Below are 23384 nucleotides of genomic sequence, written 5' to 3'. Positions count from 1 at the left end.
GTGTGCTATTTAATAAAGAAGAGGTGATAGCGTGCTCGAAGGCAATAGCTTCACACGCAATAAGTTAAAACCCTACCGTGTGCTGGTTCCACTCATGCCATTGATCAGTGGTGCGTTCCTGTTCATAGGGACGAATGAAGCCCATGCTGCCGGTTGGGAAAATGTAGTGTTTAACAAACCAACTACATCCAGCGGTTACACCCAGCCCTATGATCCCTCCAGGGCTGTGGATGGGTCAGTCGACCCGACAAGCCGCTGGTATCAGGCAAGCAATGGTGAAAAATGGATCCAGGTAGATCTGAGAGACTGGTATATCGTAGATCGATATGTTGTTACAGGTATGGGTGTCCATTATGGATGGAACGATCAACGTGATCCATACAGTTTCCGATTGCAGACGAGCAGCAACGGATTTAATTGGGCGACTGTGGATACCGTGCAGAATAATGGGAGTTCTAATTTTCAAAAAAGCATTCCCCCTGTAACTGCACGATACCTGCGATTATATATTGATCAAGGAAATGCAAGAAACAATCAATGGGCTTCCATCATGGAATTCGCGGCTTATGGGGAGCGATTACCCGTTCCACAGGCCCCCGGCCATTTTACAGGTATTAAAAATGGAAATACGGTGGAGTTAAGCTGGGATGCCGTTCCTTATGCAACTTCCTACAAAGTCGTGCGTGATGGTATAACGCTCTACACAGGCAGCCTAACCCAATTCATAGACACTTCAGCATTACCGCCAGGTGAAGCAGTCTACACGGTTCAGGCCGTGAATGCTAAGGGGGAGAGCACCCCCGCAGAGGCCAAAGTGACCATACTTACCGATGCCGAGAAAGTCGCACAAGCCAAAGCCGCCCTTACTTTAGGCTTCTCCCCTGAAGACACAGTGGATTCAGTATCCCAAAAGCTGACCCTGCCACTCACTGGGTTGAATGATACGACGGTGAGCTGGAGTTCGGATACTCCTGACGTTATTACGAACGAAGGAGCTGTAATACGCCCGCGGTACGATCTGGGTGATCAGAAGGTAAAACTGACAGCAACGATTGTAAAAGGAACCGCCTCGGATACCCAAACTTTTGAAGTTACCGTTTCGAAGATGACTGCTCAAGATACATTGAATCAAGCAGCAGATGCCCTATCGCTGGGTGATTTGTCTGCGGTACAAGAAAATGTATCTCTCCCTTTATCCGGTTATGGTGGAGTGCAGATCGAATGGTCCTCGTCCAAACCTCTTGTCATTGCAGCAGATGGAACACTCACCAGACCTTCCTATAGTAGTGGAGATACCGATGTTACCCTAACGGCCACCCTGCAACTTGCAGGCTTAACGAAAACAAAGGATTTTACTGCACACGTACTGCGTCTGCCGATGAGCGACACTGAAGCCGTGGACGCAGCATACAGAGCACTTGAACTACCGCTAACGACAGTAACCGGAGACGTATATTTGCCAAAAGATGCTCTAAATGGTGTTCAGGTGTCATGGTCGTCGAGCCAACCGGAGTTCCTGGATCATACTGGACATGTCACCTTCCCGACCTATGTACAGGGCGATCAGACCATCACGCTCGAAGCGATTGTGTCAAGAGGTGGGATTGAGCTTCGAAAAACCTTCAGCCTGCTCGTACCCGCATTGCCTGTAAGTGCTGATGAAGCAGTGAATTTGGCGGCAAAAACACTAAATCTGGATTACCCGGAAGGGATTAAGGATTCCATCACCCTGCCTCGTACAGGGGCATTCGACACCCAGATCGACTGGTCTTCGGATCGACCGGATATCCTCAGTGACAGTGGTCAGGTGAATCGGCCTAAATATACAGACGGTGATATGAATGTACAGTTAATTGCTATGATTTCTAAAGGTATAGCTTCTGTCCAAAAAACATTCACGATTACCGTGCTGAAAGCATTGCCGAATACACCTTATGTACGACTGAATGGCAGTAATCCAATTGTTCTGGAAACTGGGGATAGCTTCACTGATCCAGGAGCCAGCGTACTGGACAGTGTATACGGCAATATTCTGATTCCCGATCTTTCAGGTATCGGCAATGTCGATACGAATGTACCTGGTGTATACGTATTGAACTATACTTATAGCGACAATGGAAGTTGGACCTCAGAGCCGGCAGAACGCCGTATAAACGTGCTGCCCCGTGCTGTTGCAGCCGCAGCAGGCGATGAGGACATTGCCTCTGTGATCGTCACAGGCGCTTTACCGAACGCACGGCTTGAACTGTATAATGCTCAGCAGGAGCTTATAGCGGAAGGAATCGCTTCGAGTGAGGGAAAATATACATTTACACCAGTACCCGAAGGAGCTAGCTACTATGTGCTACAAAACGTAAATGGCATGAAGAGCGCGCCCTCTGGGCTAGTGTATCCACAAGGATTAACCGCGCAGCGTGTCGCGGATTCCATCACAAGCATACCTGCCCCTACAACAAGTGATACAATGCTTATTCTGCCTGCTGTACCCGATGGCTTCCGTGTGACCATCAGCAGCAGTAGTCAACCAGACATCGTGCGTACAGACGGAACTATTTTTCAGAGAGACACTCCTTCCGTTGTCACTATAATATTGGATGTCATGAAGGCAAGCGATGGTTCTCATGCTTTGACGCAGGCCATAAAAGTCATCGTCCCTGCTAAAGTGACTGTGGGCACAGGCAAGTCTAACAAAGATAAGAATGAGGATCAGGATCTGTCTGCTGGCGTACAACAGATCGTTTTTTCAGAGCAAGGGAAAGCTGTTTCCCTCTTTGTTCCTTCGCCGGCATTTCTGGATGAACAGATTCAACAAGCACTGCGCGAAGGCAAGGCATACGCTGACATTCTTTTGGAGCAGGAAAAGCAAATGAGCCGTGTTCTCCTGACTCATTCTGTACTGAATAAATGGGAGCAGATTGGAGCTTCGGTGATCTCCCGTTATGGAACACTGATGCTATCCAGTGACACACTAACCAGCATGGCCGCCTCAGGTCAGCAGGACGTTACCATTTCATTTCAGCAGGCAGATCAGCAATTCCGAGATTGGGCTGAGCAACAATCCAACCTGAAGCTGATAGGAGCGGCTGTAGAAATTAAAGCTAACGTGACAGGGACTTCGTCCATCGTTCTGCCGCTGGATAGCGAATCTTCAAGTGAATTGCAGAATGTAGAACCCCAATTCTCTATTCTTGTGATGTATGAAAATGGCGAGCGTGAGATTCTAAAGGGCACTGCTGTGATAAATTCACAAGGGATTTTGTCGGGTGTGAGTCTGAATACACCTCGGTTAGGTACCTTCGCTGTTGCCGTCTCTACGGACGCGTCTCAGGTTGATCAGACCGATGTACAAAATGACCCAATCCATTCGTCAGATTCGCAAGAGCCAGCTCAAGTGTGGCCGGACCTACAAGATCACTGGGCAGCGAAGTCCCTACAATCTCTTGCAGCCAAAGGCTGGATGCAAGGCTATAAAGATGGCAACATGCGCCCTGAGCGTGCGGTAAGCCGTGCAGAATTTGTAGCCATATTGATCAGGGCTTTAGGAACTACTGGAGACGAAAGCCTGTCTACCTCATTTACAGATATGAAGGGGCACTGGGCTGGATCAGCCGTGGATGCCGCTCACCGTCAGGGATGGATTCAAGGACTAACCGCTCAGACGTTCGGACCTGATGAAAGTCTTACCCGTGAACAGGCGATGGTGATCCTGTCACACGCGATGCAGAAACAGACATCCGTTTCCAGCCCTACTGGACTGCAATCTTACAAAGATGATCAGCAGATTGCTTCCTGGGCTTCCACAGCATTCGAGAAAGCCATAGGCTCGGGTTGGATTAGCGGGTATCCTGATGGAACACTCAAACCAAAAGCCGCCATCAGCAGAGGCGAGATGGCTGAACTGCTGGTACGAATTTTCAAATAAATCTGTCGAAGACGTATAATCTAATAGACTACACACTAAAGCGCGGTCCCAGGCTATTTGGGGACCGCGCTTTTTGTTATCAATATTTTATTAAGCTTTGCTTGTGTATTCACCCTTTTCGCTTCAATAAATATATTATGAATATCTGTAAAACGGGGCGATTAACCATCTGTCACCTCTACAGTAGGAAGAATGAGGAGGAGATACTTGAGCATGAAACATAAAAGACCGTTCAGGTTCAGTGGTGCTTCAAAAAAAGACGAGGACTGCAAACCACCAAGAGATAATAGAAGTATCGAAGCGCTTCTCAAGCTTATTCATGAATTGACCTCGATCGTCCCACTTGTATTCGCAAACCCTTCTGCGGCTAATGTATCTTTATTGCAACAGATTTTAAGACAATTGCTGTCTCTGGCGAAAAGTTTAAGACTTAGAAGCGGGGCTAAGGCAGATTTACTGGCGGCGTTGGAACTTGCTATTGTAGCATTAGAAGCCACGCCTTTCTCTCCGATCAGCGTAGGTACTACATTACAGCAACTGCTGGATGCCCTATTGTCCATCGTTCTACAGGAATCCCTCAATTCAACTCTTAAAGACAGTTTAATCCGTGCAATCAGAACTGCGGGTACGACGGTTAGCAACGCACTAAGTGAACCGTATTTGTCAGGGGAGCCCGGCCCACAAGGGCTTCCGGGACCTGTGGGGCCTGGTGGTGCGCCTGGTCCAGCAGGTGTGCCGGGCCCACCAGGACCTCCCGGACCTGTGGGGCCTGGCGGTGCGCCTGGTCCAGCAGGTGTACCGGGTCCACCAGGACCTCCCGGGCCTGTAGGGGCCGCTGGGCCTGCCGGGCCTGTCGGAGCCGCTGGGCCTATCGGGGCCGTCGGACCTGAAGGGCCTGCTGGGCCTGCCGGGGGTGTAACAGGCGCCACAGGCGCTACGGGCGCTGATGGACTGCCAGGCGCAGTTGGTGCGGTCGGACCCGCTGGAGCCACAGGGCCGACTGGCGCTGATGGACTGCCAGGCGCAGTTGGTGCGGTCGGGCCCGCTGGAGCCACTGGACCGACTGGCGCCGATGGACTGCCGGGCGCGGTTGGCGCGACTGGGCCTGCTGGAGCCACTGGACCGACTGGCGCTGATGGACTGCCGGGCGCGGTTGGTGCGGCCGGGCCCGCTGGAGCCACTGGACCGACCGGGGCTGATGGACTGCCAGGTGCGGTTGGCGCGGCTGGGCCTGCTGGAGCCACTGGAGCGACTGGCGCTGATGGACTGCCGGGCGCGGTTGGCGCAGCCGGTCCTGCTGGAGCCACGGGCGCTACAGGTGTCGGCGGAGCTACTGGAGCCACTGGGGTTACTGGAGCCACCGGTTCAGGGGCAATTATCCCATTTGCCTCCGGTGGTCCTGCTATACTGACAACCGTTCTTGGCGGATTGGTAGGAACCACAAGTTTGATTGGTTTCGGAAGCTCAGCTACAGGTATTGGCCTTGTAAATGGGGTTATAGACCTCACAGGTACGCTTGTAGGACCACTCATTAACTTTGCTTTTTCCGTTCCACGGGGGGGTGTAATCACATCCATTACCGGATATTTCAGTACAACTGCTGCTCTAACCCTCTTAGGATCATCCGTTAGCATTACTGCCCAGTTGTTTAGTTCCCCGACACCTAATAACACCTTTATAGCCGTTCCCGGAGCTACCGTTACATTGACCCCCCCACTAACTGACATCGTTGCTTTAGGAACGACTTCTAGTGGTATTGCTACTGGATTGGCTATACCTGTAACCGCGCAAACCCGTCTGCTTATGGTTTTCTCTGCCACTGCGACAGGCGTTTCCCTCGTCAACACCGTGGTGGGTTACGCAAGTGCAGGTGTCACTATTACCTGATCCAAAACAAAAAGGGCCCTGCAGGATTGTTCCTGTCGAGCCCTTTTTATACTTTCCCTCACATGAATTAAACCGTTTCAAGCGATATTTTCACTACTTCTCCCTCTTCACAGACGGCGAACGTTTTAATTTGTCCGTGGTCAGGCTCTTGAACGAGGCCTGTTTGCAAATCAATTTTCCAGTCATACAAAGGATCATAAATATAATGACCAGATACTATTGCCTCTGTAAGAGGACCCCCCTTAGGGTGAGGATTACTATTTTCAACAGCATACAGCTTATTCTCCGAAGTGCGGAAAACAGCAATTTCAGCACCTTTGACGTGGATAGTGCGTCCTATTCTGATCGGAAAATCCTTGCTATGACCGACAACAAGCCATTCGGCATTCTTGATCATTTGCTTGCTCGCTTCCTTCCTCAGGCATTTTTAGATGCAATTTTACACAATAGACGGAGTGACAGCCTCGAATAGATTCTTGCGTGTATCCTCATCATGGATGATTTTTTTCCATGGGTCTTCGACCTGTTGTAATGCAAATTCAACGCGTTCTACTAAAGCTTGTCGATTAGCTGTATCGTTAACGACAGCCTTCTGAATCTCTTCCAGACCGATCCGTTCCACCCACTCGGAAGTACGTTCCAGGTATTGCCCTGTTTCCCGGTAGAATTGCATCACGGCTCCTACAATATCAATCAGTTCAGCGTCGGTTTTTACTTTACAGAGTGAATCAGCCAACCGTGCTTTAATACCACCGTTTCCACCGATAAAGATCTCCCAGCCCCCATCGTTGCCTACGATTCCGATATCCTTCGTACATGATTCCGCACAGTTGCGTGGACATCCATTAACCGCTAATTTGAATTTTGCCGGGAAATCCAATCGTTCGAATTTCCGTTCCAGTACTTCTCCCATTCCCATCGAGTCCTGTGTACCAAAACGACAAAATTGCGAGCCAACACAGGTTTTAACCGTACGAAGTGACTTCGCGTACGCATATCCCGAAGGCATATCAAGTTCTTCCCACACTTTAGGCAGATCCTCTTTACGTACACCAATCAAATCCAGCCGTTGTCCCCCGGTTACTTTAACGACCTTAACGTTATATTTAAGCGATACATCAGCTATCTTCTTCAAATCTTCTGGAGTCGTTACACCGCCGTACATTCTCGGCACCACTGTAAACGTTCCATCCTTTTGAATGTTCGCGTGCAATCGCTCATTTACAAACCGGGAATCTCCCTCATTTTCATAGGTATCAGGGTTAATCATACCCAAGTAATAATTCAGCGCCGGACGGCATTTGGAGCATCCTTCATCATTATGCCAGCCGAGTACATTCATCACTTCACGCGTAGTTGTCAGCCCTTTGGTTTTGATCGCTTCAACAATCTCGTCCCGGCTCAAGGTTGTGCAACCACATATTCCCTGCTTGGCTGATGTTTTGAAGCTGTCTCCAAGAACATATTGCAAAATTTGCTCAACAACGGGCTTACATCCTCCGCAAGAACGCGTAGCTCCGGTACATGCCTTAATTTCATCAACGGTGGTTAGTCCATTTTCATTGATTGCTTCCACAATTGCCTTTTTAGTCACACCGTTACAACCGCAGACAATTTCATCGTCCGCCATCGTTTCAACGGATGACGTTTTCGCCCCGTGATTGCCGCATCCAGTACCCATGATCTGTCCATAGATCTCATCTGTCATTTCCGTTTGCTGACGCACATATTTTTGCAGACTAGCAGATTCACTCACATCGCCAAACAGTACAGTACCAACAATTTTATTATCACGAAGCAGTACCTTTTTGTATGTTCGCTTCCACTCATCCTTCGCTACAATCGCCGTATGTTCAGGTTGGGTTATGAATTCGCCAGCTGAGAAAACATCTACCCCTGAAATTTTAAGCTTGGTGGAAACTACCGATCCTGCATAGCCTTCAGTATCCACGCCTGCCAAATGCTTGGCAATCACACTTCCCTGTTCAAACAGCGGAGCTACCAGACCGTAGCAGATTCCACGGTGCTCAACACATTCCCCTACAGCGTATACATCCGGCATGGAGGTTCTCATGAAATCATCGACCACAATCCCGCGGTTCGTTTCCATACCACTTTCTTTAGCTACCTGGATATTAGGTTTAATCCCGACGGCCATTACAACCAAATCTGCTTCCAGCTCGCTTCCATCCGAGAAGCGCAGTCCTTGTACCCGATCTTGACCGTACACTTCCGCAGTTTGCATTTGCATAGCAAACTTGATTCCCTGACGTTCCAGTTCTGCTTTCAACATCGCAGAGGCTTCCCGGTCTAACTGACGTTCCATCAAATCTTCCATTAGATGAACGACCGTAACATCCATCCCGAGGTTGACCAGGCCTTTAGCTGCCTCCAGCCCCAATAGACCTCCGCCAATGACAGCGGCCTTTTTATAGGTCTTCGCTGCTTCCAGCATGGCCGAGCAATCGGCGATATCTCGGAAACCAATAACTCCCGGTAATTCTTTACCCGGAATAGGCAGAATAAACGATTGTGAACCAGTAGCCACCAAAGCCACATCGTAATCAATTTCCAGTCCGTCTTCGGTGAGAATCTTCTTGTGCTCACCGTCGATACTTTTAACCATTTTTCCTGTATATAAAGTAATCCCTTGATCCGCATACCATTGCAAATCGTTCAGTATGATATCATCTATTGTTTTACTACCTTCCAACACATAAGAGAGCATGATCCTGTTATAGTTCGGATGCGGCTCACTTCCCAGGACTGTAATTTCATATTTATCTGTTAATTTTAAAATTTGTTCGACCGTATTGATACCAGCCATCCCGTTCCCTATAACCACAAGCTTCTTTTTACTGTTTATCATATACCGGTTCCTCCATTCATTCGACGCTACTTCCTATCCGACGACATCTCTACGTTTCTAATGAATATTGTTTATGCTTCTATTCTAATACAGTAGATAGGTCTATATGTGATTTCGATCACAATGTAGTTAAAATTATGAATATTTAGGGATTTCCCTATTCTATTTCAAGGGATTAAGGTAAGGACCGGAAATCATAGCAGTGTCATCGAAAGAATCTTTCCAATTCATGCGTAAATACAACCGTTATAAGGAATACTTTATGAACAACTTGTATCTTATGGGAAAACGAATTGAATTGTTTGGAGGTAATCAGCATGTGGTCTAAAATCATTTCTTATCTTCCTAGCTGGAGTACACTCTTTCAAGCTGGCCTCGCGTTGATTATTCCTTTAGGAATTTATTATATAAACACCTCGATTTATTCGTTTGTCGGCAGTAAGGGAGCCAAATCCAAACACTCTTCCAGTCATCCGCTCTCTAATAAACATAACGAAGGGCACATGGATCAGCAGCATGAACCGAGCTCTAAAATTACAGGAAATTATGATTCCGACTTACAGGCAATTCGTGAAGCTATAGGCGAAAATAGTGATGTGCATTTTCGTGAGTTTGTGGTAAAGAAATTTCATGCTCGGTCCGTGTTAGTCTTCATAGAAGGTATGCAGGATGAAAAACTTATGAGCAAGCAGGTATTGGAGGTCTTGATGTTTGAAGGCCAGCAGCAGGGTCAGGATCAGCAGGAACAACCGGAAGGTATAAGTAACTCTTTTATAAAAGAAAGCCTGATGCCACTTACGCAAATTAGTGAAGTTACCCGTATGGAGGAACTGTACGAGTTCATCCTTTTAGGTCATACAGCCCTATTAATTGAAGGAATGAAGGAAGCGCTACTGGTGGGCCCTCCTAATGGCGCTATTCGCTCCGTCAATGAGCCAACCTCTGAAGCATTGCTTCGGGGTCCCAGAATCGGTTTTACGGAAGTATTGAGTGAAAACACTTCGATGCTTCGGCGCCAGGGTTTAAATAAAAGTTTGGAATTGAAGAAATTCCAAGTGGGCAGCAGAATCAAAAAGGATCTGGTTATCGCGTATATAAAGGATATTGTGAATCCAGACCTTCTTGAAGAAGTAAGCCGCAGAATATCAAAAATAGACATGGATTTTTTACCTGAATCCGGGTATGTGGAACAACTCATCGAAGACAATTATTTAAGTCCATTCCAACAGGCTCATAATACAGAGCGTCCTGACCGTGTTATTAATGCTTTGTTGGAGGGAAGAATAGCGATCTTACTGGATGGTACTCCCTTTGCACTTATTGTCCCGGTGACCTTCAGTATGCTGCTTCAATCTCCCGAGGACTATTATGAGCGATGGATTCCGGGGACACTATTACGTCTGCTACGGTTTAGCGGGGCTTTTATAGCGCTTATGGGGCCTGCTCTGTACATTTCTTTTATATCGTTTCATCCCGGTTTAATTCCAACCAAGCTGGTCATTAGCATTATCGGAACCCGTCAAGGCGTCCCTTTCCCATCCGTTATAGAGGTCATGATTTTGGAAATCTCTATCGAAATTCTACGAGAGGCCGGCATTCGCCTGCCCAAACCCATTGGCCCTGCGATGGGCATTGTGGGAGGCTTGGTCATCGGTGATGCTGCTGTCAATGCGGGCATCGTTAGTCCCTTCCTTGTGATTGTAGTTGCAGTTACTGCCATTTCATCGTTTTCGATACCGACATACAGTGCGGGCATTACCCTGCGTCTTTTGCGTTTTGTCGGAATGTTCTTTGCAGCAATGCTGGGCATGTTTGGAACCATATTGTTCTTTCTGTTAATTTGTATCCATCTAACGAAGTTGAAAAGCTTTGGTGTACCATATGTAACTCCCTTTTCCCCTATGCGCCTAAGCGATTGGAAGGATCTGTACATCCGGGCTCCTATGTCTCTGATGAAACGAAGACCTGTCATGATGAAAACACAACAACGCAAGCGTAGATCATGATGCCCAATACGAAGGAGGAGCCACTGTGTTTAGACGCTCTGATGATAAAATCACAACTAAGCAAGGGGCTGTATTCCTGACCAATACCGTATTGGGCGCGGGGATATTGACACTGCCGAGAGGTGTAACTGAACAAGTACAAACTCCTGATGCATGGCTTTCTGTCCTCATCGGTGGAGCTATTGTCATCTTCGTCGTCTGGATCATGGTGAAATTAAGTCAACAGTTTCCTAGAAACACCATGTATCAATACTCCAAAAGAATTGTAGGCACTGTTCCGGGAGGATTCTTAAGCGTGCTATTAATTATATACTTTATAATTATAGCCGGCTTTGAGATCCGTGTGTTAGCCGAAGTAACCATGTTTTTTCTACTTGAAGGTACACCTATCTGGGCGATTGTGATTCCATTCATTTGGGTAGGTAGTTATTTGGTGTTTGGAGGCATTAATTCCATCGCGCGGCTGTACCAAATTGTACTTCCAATCAGTCTCTTCTTTCTGCTTTTCTGTTTTCTCTTTAGCTTAAGAATATTTGAAATTGATCATCTTCGTCCTGTATTGAGTGACGGGATATTACCCGTCATCAAAGGGCTAAAATCGACTATTCTTGTCTTCTCTGGATGTGAAGTCGTCATGACACTGGTCGCTTTTATGCAGCATCCCGAAAAAGCATTTAAGGCCATGGCAGTGGGCATCAGTATCCCATTAGTTTTGTATTTTTTGACCGTAGTTATGGTGATCGGCGGGCTATCGGTAGATTCTACTGTGACAAGTACTTGGCCTACCATTAATTTGATGCGCAGTTTTGAGATCCCCGGATTTCTTTTTGAACGTCTGGAGTTTCCACTGCTGGTGATCTGGGTGATGCAAATGTTTTGTAATTTCTGTAGTTTTTTCTTCAATGCTTCCTTAGGTGTCTCACAGGTATTTGGTCTTAAATATCGTTATGCGATTTTCGGTTTAATCCCGTTTATCTTTATTTCCACGATGACTCCTGTTCGTATGACTGAAGTGTTTCGCCTTGGCGATGAGATCGGATACATGGGAATCGTATTATTTTTTCTGATCCCGGTACTTCTCTCCATCGTTTTTATGATCAGGAAGAAGGGAATGAAGCAAAATGTGTAGACGATCTTTCCTATCCTTGCTGCTTGCTTTCATTCTGCTGGTGACTCAAGTCGGCTGCTGGAGCAGCAAGGAAGTAGAGGAGCTTAGCATATATACAGGATTGGCTCTCGATAAGGGAGAGCTCAGTCCATTGGAACAGGAGCTGGAGAAGAAAGGCAGCCGTTACTTCAAGAAAAATACAATTACGACCAGCGTACAAATCGTCCCCAAAAAATCATCCGGAAGCACAAATCAACAAGGCGGCGACGGTGGACAAGAGCTAAACTATGTAAATATAGCTGGCACCGGTGATTCTATACTTGAAATCTTCCGACAGCTCTCTCTCCGTTTGGATCGCCCCGTTATTGGTCACCACCTAAAAGTCATCGTGGTTTCCACCGAACTGGCAAAACTACAAACGATGCAACAATTGATGGATTTTGTGCTACGTGATAATGATATTCGTCCAAGTTGTATGGTTTTCTTAAGTAAGGATCGAGCAGCCAACACCTTAGTTACCAAATATACAGGCGAAATTCCGTCTATTCATATTCTGAATATGCTTCGTAACCATTTTAGAACCAGCAAGGTAATGAGGGGAGTCAATTTGTCTGAATTAGATGGGTTAATGCACTCCAAAAAAAGCTATATACTGCAAAACATTACTGAATCTAAGGGAGAATTAGAATTTTCAGGTGCCGGCATTATTAAAGGGGAAACCGGTCACTGGATTGGTGCTTTGGGACAACAAGACGTGGAGAGTATTGGATGGATTACAGGTGATGTTGAGGGCGGAGCTGTCAAAACGTATGACAAGCGGAATGAAGCCATAACTTATGAAATCAAATCGGTAAAAAGCAAAATAACAACTAAAGTGGGCAAGGACGACGACATCTCCTTTCACGTAAAAATTGAATCCAAAGGGCGTTTAATCGAAAACTGGGATGAGAAGGTAGACCCGACTGAGACGCGGAACATGAAAGAAGCTGAGCAAGAGTTTGAAAAACAAGTGACTAGAAGGATTAAGTCTCTTATGCACAAATTACAATCCGAATATAAAGTCGATGTTGCCGGCTTTGGTGATCACCTGAAAATTGATAAACCACAGGTGTGGAAAAAAGTAAAAGATGATTGGGATTATAAGTTCAGTAAAATCCCTGTAACCTTCGATATTAAACTAACCATTACGGATTTAGGTTCCTCTGCCGAATAGTCGAAGTCTACTCAAAAATTTACCTTGGAGTTAACAAAAACCCCCTCTTCTTAGAAGAGGGGGTTTCCACCACAGGGAACTATTCCGATTTAATCTCTCGTCCTTGGATCAACCCTAATGGGTCAGCTTAAAAAATCAGACTTTCTCTCTTCACCGTGGGAACGTCTGGCAAAATCGACGAATTGGAATTTGTCCAGTCGATGCCTTGATTCGGTATACTGGAACAATGTGGTGTCTTCCAGATAAACATAGTTACGTACTACAACCACATGAGTATAGTTCTGGAGGTCCATTAGCTTACGGTCTTCTTCATCTGCATCTTCTACAGAAACGACTTTTTTAGCATAACTGATTGGAAGATGGAGTTCCCCCTCCAGATATTCGTAGATAGATTCACGACTAATTTCCTCGGTAAGCACAGGGACAATGTCTGATCGAAAGTAGTCTTTATCCAGTATGACACATTCACCTTCAATTTCACGCGCACGAATGACTTCCCAAACCAAATACTTATCTTTGTCAATCTCAAGATGAGTAGCTATGTCATCTGGAACGGGAATCAACTGATTTTTATGAACAATCGTTTGTGATTTACGCCCAATCCGCTCAGACATTTCTTTGAAACTGACCAATCCTCCTATAGGAAAATCCATCCGTCCGATATCCAGAACAAAAGATCCTTTAGCCTTTATTTTATGGATATACCCATTTTGTGCAAGCAAGTGAAGTGCCTTACGCACAGTCTCACGAGAAGTGTTATACTCCCGGGCCAATTCATTTTCAGAGGGCATTTTCGAACCAGGAGCCAATTCGCCTGTCTGGATTCGCCCCGAGTACTCTTGATAAATTTGCAAAAATATATTCTTAGTCAATTTTCATCACCACGTTTATTGTAGCATTCTTTCACTGACCAAGTTACTAAATTAGGCTAGCAGGGATGAATCTGACTTAATTCGTTTTGTCTGATGAAGAATTCAAATGAATTCTCATTAAGACATATTGCAAATCGTTCGCCTCACCTGGCAATTCCTCAATCGATTCAATCATACTCTGCCCTTCGGGAACAATGACCGGTGTAATCATAGGATACCCTGATTTCTGAATCAGCTCACGGTCAAATTCCATCAGTAGCTGTCCTTGCTTCACGTTTTGACCTGTCTCCACATGCATGGTGAATCCTTCTCCCTTTAATGACACCGTGTTGATTCCTACATGCACCAGAATCTGCACACCTGTTGGATGCTCCAAAATCAAGGCATGCTTGCTTTTCACCATGATGTGAATGACTTTTCCACTGAAAGGGGCAAGAATCCGACCATCCTTCGGTTCCACTGCAATTCCTTGCCCCATCTGCCGTTCGGCAAAAGCCGGATCAGGAACCTGTTCTAATGGCACAACATGTCCTAGTACCGGAGTCTTTACTTCAAGCACATCCAGTGCAGAATTTTGTTGGTCCGAATTTTTCCGTATGGAGTCATTAGCTGGTGTAGCTGGAGTCTGACGACGCTTATTGAGCAGCTTCCCATACATAAAGGTTAAAGCAAACGGCACAATCAATACGATCGCCATCCCAACGAAGAATACCCCCCAGTTGTTTGGGAAAATAGACAGGAAGCCTGGAATCCCTCCCACACCAATGGAAGAAGCCAACACATGATTTACGGTGAGCAGTATACCTGCGATACCGGAACCGATCATTCCGAATACGAACGGATATTTATACCGAATATTCACCCCGAATATGGCAGGCTCGGTTACACCCAGAAAAGCAGACACGGAAGAGGTAAGAGCCAATCCTTTTCCCTTTTGCTCCTTCAATACCAACATCATTGCCAGTGCCCCGGCCCCCTGAGCGATATTGGACAGGGCCAGCATCGGCCATAGGAACGTTCCACCCTGTGTACCAATTAATTGCACGTCCACCGCCAGGAAAGTATGATGCATTCCCGTGATCACGAGCAAGGCGTAAAAACCTCCATAAATCAGGCCACCCAGTGCAGGAGCCAAATCGAAAACGTATACAAGACCAGTCGTAATCGCATTACCAATCATAAAAGTAACCGGACCGATCACTGTAAATGCAAGAAATCCTGTTATTAATAATGTAATCGGTGCAACGAGCAACAGCTTAAATGAATCCGCTATCTTTTTATTTAGGAATTTCTCAATTTGTGCGAGCACGTAAGCGGATACCAAAACGGGTAAAACCTGTCCTTGATATCCAATCTTGTTCACTTCCCAACCAAATAAATCCCAAACTGGAACAGTTCCTTTGGTAACGGCATCCGCATAACTGTATGCACTTAGCAGATCTGGATGAACTAGAATCAAACCGAGTACAATCCCGAGTAAAGGACTACCGCCAAACCTAACAACGGCCGACCATCCAATCAAGGCAGGTAGGAATGTAAAAGCGGTACTGGCAATGGTGTTAATAATAGACGCAAAGTCAGTCCATTGAGGATAGACCTGTACCAGAGCCATTCCTTCGAAAAAGATTCCCTTTCCAGTCAAAATATTATTGATCCCAAGCAATAAGCCTGCAGTCACAATTGCGGGCAAAATAGGAATAAAGATATCTGCCAGCGTCTTGATGGCACGCTGAATCGGGTTTTGTTTTTTACTAGCGGCGTTCTTAACATCGTCCTTAGAAGCCCGACTGCCTCCTGTAATGGAGATCATTTCGTCATATACCTTATCCACCAGACCTGGGCCAATCACGACCTGATACTGTCCTTGTGAAGAAAATTGGCCTTTGACCAGATCATTTTGTTCGAGTGCATCTTTATCGACCAACTTATCATCATACAGGGCAAATCGCAGACGAGTTACGCAATGCGTAGAGGCCTCTATGTTGTCTTTACCACCAACGGCTTTTATAATGTCTTCCACCTGTGCTCTTTCAATCGCCATCTAGTCCACTCCCTCGACGTTTGCTCATTTTTAAAGCAGCACCCCGGCTTAAAAATAAATGTACTACCGGGGTGCTACTGGATATTTCCATACTATTCACTAAGGTTAACGAACAATCCACATATAGGAAGCATACGGAGTCAAAGAGACCACCTGATTTAGCTGTGGAGCATGCTGGGTATTACCGATTAAAAGCTCAGCCGCTGCTACTGCTTGATTATCTAATGATAAATAAAATGAATCCGGTATACGGAATTGTACATCCCGCCCACTAAAATTAGAGATGACGACCAAAGTCTCCTGTTCATTGCTGCGTTGATATGCGTAGACCTGAGGATGAGCTTCGTCCAAACGTTGGTAATCCCCATCGGTGATGACCTGTACCGTCTTACGCAGACGAATCAGCCTACGGTAATGGCTGTAGATCGAGTTCGGGTCCTCTAACTGAGACTGAACGTTGATCTGTGGATATCGTTCATCTACCTTAATCCAAGGCGTGCCTGTAGTGAAGCCTGCATTGCGAGTGTTATCCCACTGCATCGGTGTTCTCGAATTATCACGTGACCGCTCTCGAATGATATCCAATGCTTCCTCTGCACTTTTTCCTTGCTCCTGCAAGATACGATACATATTCAGCGATTCAACATCACGGAATTCTTCAATATCTGACCACTGCGGATTGGGCATTCCGATCTCTTCACCTTGAAATATATAAGGTGTTCCTTGAAGTCCATGTAGCGTGGTTGCCAGTAGCTTGGCGCTCTCCACATGGTATTCATTATCATCCAAAAAGCGAGAGATCGCTCTTGGCTGATCATGATTGTTAAAAAACAATGCACTCCAGCCGCCACCCTGTTGCATGCCAATCTGCCAATCCGAGAATAGCTTTTTCAGCATTTCAAAATCATAAGCCATGAGTTCCCACTTTTGCCCATTGGGATAATCCACCTTCAAATGATGAAAATTAAAGGTCATGGATAATTCTTTTCTGTCTGGATTGGAATAACGGATACAGTGATCCAGTGAGGTGGAGGACATCTCCCCTACAGTGACACTGTTATACAGTGAGAATACTTTCTCATATAATTCATGAAGGTATTCATGTACATGCGGACCGTCCGTATAATACTTACGCCCGTCCCCAGGAGCCGTGCTTCCATCGTCATCCGAGAATTGCCGATCTTTGGAGATCAAATTAATGACATCAAGTCGGTAGCCACTAACTCCCTTCTCTGCCCAAAATTCCAGCACATTAACAACTTCCTGACGAACTTTGGGATTTTCCCAGTTTAAATCCGCCTGCGTCTTATCAAACAGTGTCAAGAAATATTGGTTTGTAGCCTCGTCATACTGCCAAGCTGGTCCACCAAACTTGGAAATCCAGTTGTTCGGAGGTCCTCCATCGGGTGCTGGGTCACGCCAGATATAATAGTCCCTGTACTCACTATCCTTAGAAAGCCGCGCCTGCTGAAACCAGACATGCTCTGTGGAAGAATGGTTAACCACGATGTCGATCATCAAGTGCATCCCACGCGCCCGAATTTCCCGGCTCAATTCCTCAAAATCCTGCATTGTTCCATAGTCAGGATTAATCCGGCAATAATCGGCTACATCATACCCGTTATCACGTTGTGGCGAGACATATACAGGCTGCAACCAGATAATATCAACACCCAGTCCTTGCAGATAATCCAGCTTTTGTGTCAGTCCTCTTATATCACCGGTTCCTTTGCCCGTCGTATCGTTAAAACTTTTGGGATAAACCTGATAGACGACCGATTTGCGCCACCAGTCCTTATCTTGAGGAATTAAAGCCTTGTTCATTGCTTCCATTCATGCTCATTCCTTTCTTGCGAAATGAAGTAGCGTAAAAGAATTTATTATAACGCTTTCAACTTCTTGTATATACAAGATTAAATCATGTATATACAAGTTGTCAATATACTTTATGTATTAAGGTAATACCCGTTTTACGGCTAAATGATCAGGAAACTCATCCATTCTGTCCGGATTATATTTCATGAATCTTTGAATAAGCTCTGTTCACACGAAAAAGGCTCCTGCTTATAAGTCAGGAACCTCTCTTTTAAATCGTGAATACGGTATTTATTTAAATCCATATGGATAGTGCACTATAAAGGAGCAATAAGGCCATAATGATATTGAAGGAGCGCTCATACTTATTCAAGAAGCGCTGGAACATGGCTCCGAAAATCGCCCAGCACATTACAGCTACAAAACCAATACAGGTCAGGAGTAACGAGATCGTAAACATTGTCATATACGACACATCATACGGCATTACAAACGTTGAAATGACCGTAATACCATACAAAATAATTTTTAAATTGATAAATTGCAGCAGCAGTCCTGATTTGAAGGAATATCCTTCATTGTGGTCATTATCCTCCGAAGTAGATTTGCTCTTTGCTATTTTTACTGCCAGATAAAGCATGTACAGACTACCAAGAACATTCATCCAGATTTTTACTCGAGGCAAGAAATGATATAAAGCTAGATTAAAATAGCAGGCTAACAGCATAATGGCGAAACAGCCTGCTGTTACTCCCAGTAAGAATGGAAAAGCTCTCTTCAAACCTAACCGCCTGGCACTGTCCAATGACATAATATTGTTGGGGCCTGGCGTAAAGCTAGTAACAAGCACATAAGATAAAAATGGAATAAACGGCATGCAACAATCAACTCCAGTGTGTTATAATTGAATGAAATGTACGTTGAAACGCACATTTGTACTTCATGATTGTAAATCATGGTCTTTATATAGCACAATAGGGAGCGAAAAAATGATGGAGAATATTAATTTGATTTTAAGTAAAAACCTAAAACATCTAAGAAATGAAAGAAAATTGAGTTTAGATAAATTAGCTGACCTGACGGGGATCAGTAAAACAATGCTCGGCCAGATTGAACGCGGAGAATCGAATCCTTCGATTACAACGGTATGGAAAATTGCAAACGGCCTAAAAATATCATTCACTGCCCTGATTAGCGAACCGCCTGCCGATGCCATAGTCGTTCCTAAAAGCAAAATACAAGTGCTTGAAGAAAGCAATCACTATCGTTTGTATCCGTTTTTCCCCTATGAAGGAAACAGAAATTTTGAGGTCTACACCGTAGAGATTGAAACAGGCGGGGAACTGAGTTCCGCCCCTCACCGTGAGGGTACTGAAGAATTTATTACCGTATTTGAGGGTGAAATGGTGGTAAAAGTCAGCGAAGAAACGTACACGGTGAAAGCCGGAGATTCGATACGCTTTAAAGCAGACCGTCCGCACATATACTATAATTTTGGAGAAACCCTGGTAAGGATGAATATGATCATTTATTACTCTGTATAGTAGTTCAATTCTTGAAGAGCATATATGTAAAAGTCCTTAAATATAAAAGATCCTATTAAAATAAGAGGCTCTTTTAATAGGATCTTTGGTACAAATCATAAATGATTAACCTGTTTGTTGTTTAGGAGATTTCAACTTGCTTGATTATTCGTGCCGGATTCCCAGCTACAATCATATGATCTGGAACATCTTTGGTTACGACTGCTCCTGATGCCACTACGACGTTATTACCTATCGTAACACCGGGATTAATAACCGCCCTGCCGCCAATCCATACATTATTGCCAATCGTTACAGGCTTTCCATACTCTGGACCAGCAATTCGTTCAAATGGATCAAGGGGGTGAGTCGCTGTGTAAATATGGACTCCCGGAGCCAGAAAACAATTATCCCCAATACGCACCTCGCATACATCCAAAATGGTACAGTCAAAGTTGGCATAGAAATTTTCCCCAACATGGATGTTGTATCCGTAGTCACAGCGTATGTTGGGTTCCATGCTTATATTTTCACCTGTGGAACCGAAAAGCTCCTTAAGTAACTTTTCACGGTACTCACTATCCGCCTCAGTCGTCTGATTAAAGAGACGTACACATCTTCTCGCATACTCTCTTTCACTCGTTAATTGAGGATCAGCTGCTACATACAGTTCCCCATCCAGCATCTTTTGTTTTTCCGTTTTCATAGACATGCGACAATCCCCTTTATATTTTAATCTCATTTTTTTCTTTCGTCCCCACGGGCCGGGCAGCACCCGATATCAAACCAGCAACAATAACGCCAATGAGCACTACAATTAAAGCATGCAGGAGACCCACATGTTCACCTAAAAGCCCTAATCCCGGAGGTCCCACTAAAAAGGCAATATAACCTATTGTGGCTACGGCTCCTACCCGGACAGCCGCACCACGAGGATCATCTCCGGCAGCAGACAAACCTACAGGAAAACCAAGTGAAGCTCCAAGCCCCCATAGCAAGATACCCAATCCAGCTAAGAGATAATGCTGTCCCCAGATCACTAGAATAATACCCACAGCAGCCAGGACAGCACTTCCTTTCAACACAGGGACACGGCCGTATTTATCCAGTATAAATCCACCTGTGAAACGCCCAATGGTCATCGCGGTCACGAATAACCCATACATATAGGAGCCTGTTAAGGAGTCTACGCCATAACCATCTACCATCGTGAGCGGCAGCCAGTCATTCGCAGCCCCTTCTGCAAACGCCATCCCGAGCACGATGATCCCAATCAGTAGGATTCGCCTTTCTTTCCAGACAGCAAGCTGAACCTTCATATTAGATCCAACCTTTTGCGTAGAAACTTCCTTTTCTTTACCTGTATCATGAGGCAAATAACGATACAAGTAGAAAGTTACTGCGGCAATCATGGCAGCCATAGCTCCAAAATGAATCACAACAGGTATTCGTAACGCCGCTGCTCCAGAACCGATGATAGCTCCTATAAGTGTCCCCATACTAAACGAACCGTGAAAGGCGGGCAAAAGCGTTTTATTCAACTGATTTTCTACCGCAGAACCTTCGACATTAAGAGCTACTTCGGCTGTACCATAGCCACCACCAAAGATGACCAAACCAACAAACACCATGCTCGTGAGCGAAAATGCAGTTCCCAACCCTACAATGACAAAACCAATCACAATCAAAAGCGCACTTCCCAGAATGACCAACCGTCCACCTATACGAGAAATAACATTGCCCGCACTAAGTAGTCCCAATAAGGAACCCGCGGCTAATCCAAAAATAATAATCCCCATTTCGGCAGTCGAGACATGCAAAATATCGCGTATGACAGGCGTGCGGGACACCCAGGATGCAAAAGCTATACCCGGTAAAGCGAATAAAACAAATAAAACATTGCGAACTATCCTAGGATTCATGGAGGGTTCTACTGTCATCAATTAGCTCCTTAACGATACTTTTTATAAATCTTTTAATAAGTATCATTATAACAAGTTATTCTACTCGTATCCAGCACTATTGTCAAAAAAACTGGGCAGTATGATAAAGCTGAGGACAGCCGCCTGCCCGTTTTCAGTGCTTCATCATTACAAGTTTTTTCTCCATCCCCAAGTCGCCCCAATCGCTTCCCGTGTGACGTGTTATGCCGACGAGTGGCTTCATATCCGCATGCGCCAAGTAAAGGCAGCGGTTAGTCTGGTAGGACCAGTTCCTACAATAATGGATCTATACATCTCTCTTCCTCCGTCAATCCTCTTCGTTTTCTCCTCAAAAGCATTATGATGATCGGTTTCGTATATGTACCTTACATGAACATTCAATAATGAAAAAAGGAATACTTCCTTGTCCGTTTACTTAGACTAGAAGCATTCCTTTTATTTTTAATGTTACGCTTGATGAAGCGCTCCAATGCTAAGGCCAAACGCAGCTTCGTGAATCACTTCTCCAGTCGTTGGATGAGCAAAAACCGTTTGCGTGATTTGCTGCTCTGTCAGCTCATTGGCAATCGCCAATGTCAGGCTACTGATTAAAGATGATGCATCTGGACCAATGATCGATCCACCCACAATTTTTTGTGTCACATTATCCTTTATCAATTTAATAAAGCCTTCCGATTCATTCATCGTTAATGCTTTCCCATTGCTGGAGAACGAAACTTTGCTTACACTGAAATCCATTCCCTCTCGCTTGCATTGATCCTCTAATATACCAACACTTGCGATTTCGGGTGAAGTAAAGATGACATTTGGAATGGCGGCATAGTGCATACCTTCCGATCCACCCATGATGGCATCAATAGCCGTGATCCCCTGATGGGAGGCGACATGGGCAAGCTGCATAATATCCGTCACATCACCAATGGCATAGATATGTTCGACGTTTGTACGCATATATTCGTTAACGGCAATGCCTTTCCCTCGCTCATTGCGCTGGATACCCGCTTGTTCAATATCCAGTCCATCCAAATTGGGCTCACGTCCGATCGCAACAAGCACTTTCTCGCTAACTAACAAATGCTCACCTTGTTTGTTTTCATAGGTGACAATAGCCTGTCCATTGTCCGCCTGTTGGATCTTAGATACCTTAGATTGGGTATGGATATGAATCCCAGCATTCTCTGCCGAATGTTTAATTTCTTCTGAAATGTCACTGTCAACCATGGTCAACAAACGATCCATAAATTCTACTACGTGAACCTTTACGCCGAAATTGCGATAGATGAAAGCAAACTCCATACCAATCACACCACCGCCAATAATCGTAATACTTTTTGGTAGTTCAGTAGAGGCAAGGGCATCGGTACTATTCATTACAATAGGAAGATTGATGCCGGGAATATTCACTTTGGTAATTTTAGAACCTGTCGCAATAATGATATCGTTTGCTGTAACCTGGTAATGTCGTTGTCCTTTGACGCTTACTTGTGTGGCAGATAAAAAGGCTGCTTGACCGCGAATAATTTCAATATTATTTTTTTCCATTAAATAATCAATACCCGAAATCAATTTTCCTTTGATTTCATCTTTACGACGAATGACTTGTTTCATATCGACTTGAAGATCTGTTCCCGTATGAATACCAAACAAAGACGATTCCTTGATGTGGTGACAAATCTCAGAAGACTTCACCAGGGATTTAGTTGGAATACACCCTACATTAAGACAGGTGCCACCCAACTCCTCCTTTTCCACCAAGGCCACCTTTATTCCTTTTTTAGCGGCATAAATCGCTGCCACATACCCTCCTGGTCCAGCTCCAATAATTAGTAAATCCACGTTCTTATCCAGTGTAGGTTGTTCCATCTTAGTAGCCTGTGATGTTACTGTAGACGTCCCCTCTTCGGCAGCAGCGTCAATTGTAAACAAGACCTGATTAGAGGACACTTCGTCGCCTTCTTCAAAGTGGATTTTACTAATGCTTCCCTCGACAGTCGCTGTAATTTCTCGAACACCTTTTCCTGTCTCAACCTCAAGTAGTACATCCCCAAAGGAAACGTTTTGTCCGAGCTGGACGTGATTTCTGCTGGCTTTCCCCTTTTTTCCTCCAGGGATCATTGACATTTTAACTTCCATAATTCTCAAACTCCTTCACAACCAAAAGAGAATTTATTGAGCCCTTTTAGCG

15 protein-coding genes are annotated in these 23384 nt (G+C 45.2%); 6 read left to right on the top strand and 9 right to left on the bottom strand.

Annotation, left to right across the window (positions count from 1 at the left end; all coding sequences use genetic code 11):
- Positions 1-31: 31 nt before the first annotated feature.
- Together EGM68_RS03685 and EGM68_RS03680 are read left to right on the top strand one after the other, a co-directional pair.
- Complete coding sequence (locus tag EGM68_RS03685; RefSeq protein ID WP_129548676.1) at positions 32-3922, top strand: immunoglobulin-like domain-containing protein; 3891 nt, start codon at positions 32-34, stop codon at positions 3920-3922.
- 213 nt (positions 3923-4135) lie between these two features.
- On the top strand, positions 4136-5809 hold the full coding sequence (locus tag EGM68_RS03680; RefSeq protein ID WP_058831275.1) for an exosporium glycoprotein BclB-related protein: 1674 nt from the start codon (positions 4136-4138) through the stop codon (positions 5807-5809).
- 67 nt (positions 5810-5876) lie between these two features.
- Here the strand turns inward: EGM68_RS03680 and nirD are convergent, their stop codons facing one another.
- Both nirD and nirB read right to left on the bottom strand, forming a co-directional pair.
- A complete protein-coding gene (gene nirD, locus EGM68_RS03675; protein WP_013369303.1) occupies positions 5877-6206 on the bottom strand; it encodes a nitrite reductase small subunit NirD in 330 nt (109 codons plus the stop codon).
- Positions 6207-6248: 42 nt separating this feature from the next.
- Positions 6249-8678, bottom strand: a complete 2430-nt coding sequence (gene nirB / locus EGM68_RS03670) for a nitrite reductase large subunit NirB (RefSeq protein ID WP_129548675.1) — start codon at positions 8676-8678, stop codon at positions 6249-6251.
- 317 nt (positions 8679-8995) lie between these two features.
- Here nirB and EGM68_RS03665 point away from each other — a divergent pair, with 317 nt between their 5' ends.
- The 3 genes from EGM68_RS03665 to EGM68_RS03655 are packed head-to-tail and all read left to right on the top strand — an operon-like array spanning position 8996 to position 13005.
- On the top strand, positions 8996-10684 hold the full coding sequence (locus EGM68_RS03665) for a spore germination protein (protein ID WP_013369300.1): 1689 nt from the start codon (positions 8996-8998) through the stop codon (positions 10682-10684).
- Positions 10685-10709: 25 nt separating this feature from the next.
- Entirely contained in the window at positions 10710-11813 is a 1104-nt protein-coding gene (locus EGM68_RS03660) for a GerAB/ArcD/ProY family transporter (RefSeq protein ID WP_013369299.1), read from the top strand.
- Entirely contained in the window at positions 11806-13005 is a 1200-nt protein-coding gene (locus tag EGM68_RS03655; protein ID WP_013369298.1) for a Ger(x)C family spore germination protein, read from the top strand. Before EGM68_RS03660 ends, EGM68_RS03655 begins: the two co-directional genes overlap by 8 nt.
- A gap of 122 nt (positions 13006-13127) precedes the next feature.
- On the opposite strand, the gene treR is transcribed toward EGM68_RS03655, so the two are convergent.
- From treR to EGM68_RS03635, 4 genes are all read right to left on the bottom strand, one after another.
- The gene (gene treR / locus EGM68_RS03650) at positions 13128-13877 is read right to left on the bottom strand and encodes a trehalose operon repressor (protein WP_013369297.1); all 750 of its coding nucleotides are present in this window, start codon (positions 13875-13877) and stop codon (positions 13128-13130) included.
- Between the two features lie 76 nt (positions 13878-13953).
- Positions 13954-15918, bottom strand: a complete 1965-nt coding sequence (gene treP, locus EGM68_RS03645; protein WP_013369296.1) for a PTS system trehalose-specific EIIBC component — start codon at positions 15916-15918, stop codon at positions 13954-13956.
- A gap of 105 nt (positions 15919-16023) precedes the next feature.
- On the bottom strand, positions 16024-17751 hold the full coding sequence (gene treC, locus EGM68_RS03640) for an alpha,alpha-phosphotrehalase (RefSeq protein WP_129548674.1): 1728 nt from the start codon (positions 17749-17751) through the stop codon (positions 16024-16026).
- A gap of 277 nt (positions 17752-18028) precedes the next feature.
- Complete coding sequence (locus tag EGM68_RS03635; protein ID WP_013369294.1) at positions 18029-18610, bottom strand: LysE family transporter; 582 nt, start codon at positions 18608-18610, stop codon at positions 18029-18031.
- Between the two features lie 112 nt (positions 18611-18722).
- On the opposite strand from EGM68_RS03635, the gene EGM68_RS03630 reads away from it, so the two are divergent.
- Positions 18723-19277 carry a helix-turn-helix domain-containing protein gene (locus tag EGM68_RS03630; protein ID WP_090737024.1) on the top strand — a complete coding sequence of 185 codons (555 nt, stop codon included), beginning with the start codon at positions 18723-18725 and terminating at the stop codon, positions 19275-19277.
- Positions 19278-19398: 121 nt separating this feature from the next.
- Here the strand turns inward: EGM68_RS03630 and EGM68_RS03625 are convergent, their stop codons facing one another.
- From EGM68_RS03625 to lpdA, 3 genes are all read right to left on the bottom strand, one after another.
- On the bottom strand, positions 19399-19968 hold the full coding sequence (locus EGM68_RS03625; protein WP_013369292.1) for a sugar O-acetyltransferase: 570 nt from the start codon (positions 19966-19968) through the stop codon (positions 19399-19401).
- Positions 19969-19981: 13 nt separating this feature from the next.
- Entirely contained in the window at positions 19982-21196 is a 1215-nt protein-coding gene (locus EGM68_RS03620) for an MFS transporter (protein WP_481855130.1), read from the bottom strand.
- Between the two features lie 450 nt (positions 21197-21646).
- On the bottom strand, positions 21647-23332 hold the full coding sequence (gene lpdA / locus EGM68_RS03615) for a dihydrolipoyl dehydrogenase (protein WP_129548673.1): 1686 nt from the start codon (positions 23330-23332) through the stop codon (positions 21647-21649).
- Between the last annotated feature and the right edge of the window lie 52 nt (positions 23333-23384).

Source organism: Paenibacillus sp. M-152, from assembly GCF_003856555.1.
Lineage (GTDB): Bacteria > Bacillota > Bacilli > Paenibacillales > Paenibacillaceae > Paenibacillus > Paenibacillus polymyxa_C.
The sequence above is the reverse complement of the archived record's forward strand: the minus strand, read 5'-3'. Positions and strand labels throughout refer to the sequence as shown.